Origin of the sequence: Longimicrobium sp. (genome assembly GCA_036377595.1) — a bacterium.
Classification (GTDB): domain Bacteria; phylum Gemmatimonadota; class Gemmatimonadetes; order Longimicrobiales; family Longimicrobiaceae; genus Longimicrobium.
In genome coordinates this window covers 1-3,592 of record DASUYB010000180.1, presented here as the reverse complement: position 1 = coordinate 3,592, position 3,592 = coordinate 1, and the positions used below count along the sequence as shown (strand labels likewise).

2 protein-coding genes are annotated in these 3,592 nt (G+C 72.6%); one reads left to right on the top strand and one right to left on the bottom strand.

From position 1 onward, the window contains the following. Positions 1–197 precede the first annotated feature (197 nt). On the bottom strand, positions 198–1,736 hold the full coding sequence (locus tag VF092_29450) for a response regulator (GenBank protein ID HEX6751454.1): 1,539 nt from the start codon (positions 1,734–1,736) through the stop codon (positions 198–200). A 230-nt stretch (positions 1,737–1,966) separates the two neighbouring features. On the opposite strand from VF092_29450, the gene VF092_29445 reads away from it, so the two are divergent. Beyond that, the gene (locus VF092_29445) at positions 1,967–3,493 is read left to right on the top strand and encodes an NAD(P)/FAD-dependent oxidoreductase (protein ID HEX6751453.1); all 1,527 of its coding nucleotides are present in this window, start codon (positions 1,967–1,969) and stop codon (positions 3,491–3,493) included. Positions 3,494–3,592: the final 99 nt, after the last annotated feature.

Genomic DNA, 3,592 nt, shown 5'->3' with positions numbered 1-3,592 from the left:
CCGCGGTCCGCTCCAATCCTGTATCCGCTCACCATCCCTCCAGCAACGAAGGCCTGACGTCAGCGAGGATACATATAGTGTACAGAGTAAACAAGCCGCCCGCCAGAGTTCTGACACACTCTGGGCCTCAGGATGACGTCGACGCGGTGTCTCCGCGCACCAATGCACTCACGCACTCACGCACTCCCTTCTCAGCACTATCTCCTCACCCGCTCCAACCGGTTGCGGATGCGGGCGATGAGCTCGGGGCCGACGAAGGGCTTGGCCACGAAGTCGTCGGCGCCGGCGGCGAAGACGCGGTAGACCGTCTCGGGCTCGGTGCGGCTGGTGAGGAAGACGATCGGCAGCGCGCGGCGGCGCGGGTCGGCGCGCACCACGCGGCAGAGCTCGATCCCGTTCACGTGCGGCATCTCGATGTCGAGCACCAGCAGGTCGGGCTCCACCTCGCCCAGGCGCGTCCAGAAGTGCAGCGGGTCAACGAGCGTGTGCACCTCGATGCGCTGCGGCTCGAGCACGGCGCGCACCGCCTCCAGCAGCTCGGCGTCGTCGTCCACGCAGAGCACGCGCGCGCGGGCCGCGTCAGGCGCGGGGAGCACGGCCGCCACCGCATCGCGCAGCGGCTCGGCGGCGAGCGGCTTCTGCAGGAAGGTGCGCGCGCCGAACTGTACCGCGCGCAGCCGGTCCGGCAGCGCCCCGCGCGCCGTGGCCACGACGATCGGCACGCCGGGGTAGCGCCCGGCCACGTCCGCCAGCGCGCGCCAGTCGCTGGTCGCGTCCGGCGCGGAGACGTCGAGCAGCACCGCGTCCGGGCGCATCTCCGCGGGCGCGTCTCCATCCCCCACCGTCTCGACGCGCAGCGACCCGGACGCCAGCCCGTCCGCCGTCTGCCGCAGCGCGGGATCGCTCGTGATCGCCAGCAGCAGGGGGATGGAAGAGCGTTCGACAGCGGGCTGCGACGGCGTCGGAGCGGGCGTGGGCTGCTCGCTCCGCTCCTCGATCATCCGCGCGAGCGCGGCGGCCGTCGTGGCGAGCTGCGCGCCGTCCGCTTGCGTCAGATAGGCGCCGCCGCCGAAGCGCGTCTCCAGCTCGCGCGCCAGCCGCGTCCCGTCCGGCAGCCCGAAGGTGCCGAGCGCGCCCGCGAGGCGATGCGCCTCGTCCGTCGCCTGCTGGCGGAGCGCGCCGTTCAGCCGTCCCTCCGCCGTCGCCTTCGTGGCGCGCTCCAGCACGGCGGCGCGCTCGAGCATCGCCCCGCGCGCGCGGGCCCAGAGCTGGCCGACCGCCGCGGTGACGTTCTCGCGCGATACGGCCGTCGGCGTGGGCTGGGGCGATGCGGTGCCCGGAGGCGGGGACGGCGCCGGCTCGGCGGACGCGCCGACGAGCTGGGCGACGGTGCGCAGCAGCTCCGCGCGGTCGAGCGGGTGGAAGAGGATGCGATCCACGCGCAGGTCGCGGACGAGGCGGTCGAGCATGGCCTCGTCGACGCCCGTCTCCCCCGGCTCCAGCGTCACCACCACCGGCACCGCCGCGCCGCCGGCGGACGCGCGGAGGGTGCGCAGCGCCCCCATCGTCTCGTCCGCGCCGACGGCGAGGTCGACGAGCAGGAGTTGCGCCCCGCCGCGCGCGTGGTCCACCGCCTCGTCGGCCGAGAAGGCCACCTGCACCGTGGTGCGCGGCAAGCGCTCCGCCAGCCAGGTGGCAAAGTGGCCGGGGAGCCCGGCGATCAGGATCGGTTTCACGGCGCGCGCGTCGGCGGTGCGGGGGAGACCGTTTCGCATGCAAGGGGCCGCAATGTACCCGGCTCGCCGCGCCGGCGCCATCGCCGCGACGGACGTTTCCACCATTCGTCCCTCGTCTCCGCGATTCGTCCCTCATGGGTCGCGGAACGTCACCATTGCGTCCAACCTTCGGGAAAGGCACACGTTCCATCGACAGGCGGAGTGCGGGGACACACGCGCGGGAGACGTTCATGCGCAGGATCGGCATCGTGGGGGCGGGGATCAGCGGCCTGGTGACGGCGAAAACGTTCCTCGAGGAGGGGTTCGGCGTCACCGTCTTCGAGACGGAGGACGAGGTCGGCGGCGTGTGGGCGCGCTCGCGGCGCTACCCCGGCCTGACCACGCAGAATCCGCGCGACACCTACGCCTTTTCCGACTTCCCCATGCCGACGTCGTATCCCGACTGGCCGGCGGGCGAGCAGGTGCAGGCGTACCTGGCTGCCTACGCGGACCGCTTCGGCGTCACGCCCTGTCTCCGCCTGCGCACGCGCGTCACCCGCGCGGAGCCGACGGGCGACGGGCGCGGCTGGCGGGTGACGTCGGAGGACGCGGAGGGGCGCACGGAGACGCAGGAGTTCGACTGGTTGGTCGTCGCGAACGGCATCCACAGCGCGCCCCGCGTCCCCGATCTCCCCGGCCGCGCGGAATTCGAGGCCGCGGGCGGGCGGGTGATGCACAGCACGCAGCTGCACGACGCGGCGGAGGTGGCGGGAAAGCGCGTGGCGGTGATCGGCTACGCGAAGTCCGCCGCCGACGCGGCGTGCGCGGCCACGGCGACGGCGCGCGAGGTGACGCTGGTGTTCCGCCGCGCGCTGTGGAAGATGCCGAAGTACTTCTTCGGGCGCGTGCACCTGAAGTACGTGCTGGCCACGCGCTTCAGCGAGGCTCTGTTCCGCGACGACCGGCCGGAGGGGATCGAGCGCGTGCTGCACTCCGTCGGCCGGCCGGGGGTGTGGCTCTTCTGGCGCGGCGTGGAGCGGGCGCTCCGGAAGAGCTTCGCGCTGGACGCGCACGGGCTGACGCCCGAGGTGCCGATCGAGAAGATGGTGGGGTGCAGCCTGAGCCTGGCCGCGGGCGGCTTCTTCGACCACGTGCGCGAGGGGCGCATCCGCGTCCGCCGCGGTCAGCCGGCGCGGTTCACGGATGGTGGCCTGGAGCTGGGAGATGGGGGACGGGTGGATGCCGACGTGGTGGTGTTCGGCACCGGCTTCGTGCAGGACGCGCCGTTCCTGCCGCGCTGGGTGATGGAGCGCGTGCGCGGCACCGACGGCAGCTTCCGCCTGTTCCGCAGCATCCTGCCGACGGACGTGCCTCGGCTGGCGTTCATCGGCTACAACAGCAGCCTGTACTCGCAGCTGACGTCGGAGATCGGCGCGCGGTGGCTGGCGGAGCACGCGCAGGGCCGCATCTCCCTCCCCTCCCAGGCGGAGATGGGGCGGCAGATAGACGAGCGGCTGGCGTGGCTGCGGGCGAACCGGCCGGACTCGCTGGCCGGGGGCACGTGCGTGGTTCCGTTCAACTTCCACTACATCAACCGGCTGCTGCGCGACATGGGCGCACGCACCTGGCGCTCGCGCAACCGCCTGCGCGAGTACATGATGCCGGTCGACCCGTCCCTATACGGGGATCTCCGCGCGGAGCTCGAGGCCTGGCGCAGCCGCCGGGCCGCGCCGCACGAGCCCGGCATCGCGCGCGAGGCCGACGTTGCGGTGGGATAAGTATCCCCAAAGGTTTCACACAGCCACAGCAGGCGTTCGACAGTTCCGGCTACATGCGAGACCCAGGATTGGCGCCAATCCTGGGTTTTTCGCGCTCAA

Bases quoted from the DNA above. Each gene is read 5' to 3' on its own strand.
- VF092_29445 (HEX6751453.1), top strand. From the start codon at position 1,967: ATGCGCAGGATCGGCATCGTGGGGGCGGGGATCAGCGGCCTGGTGACG.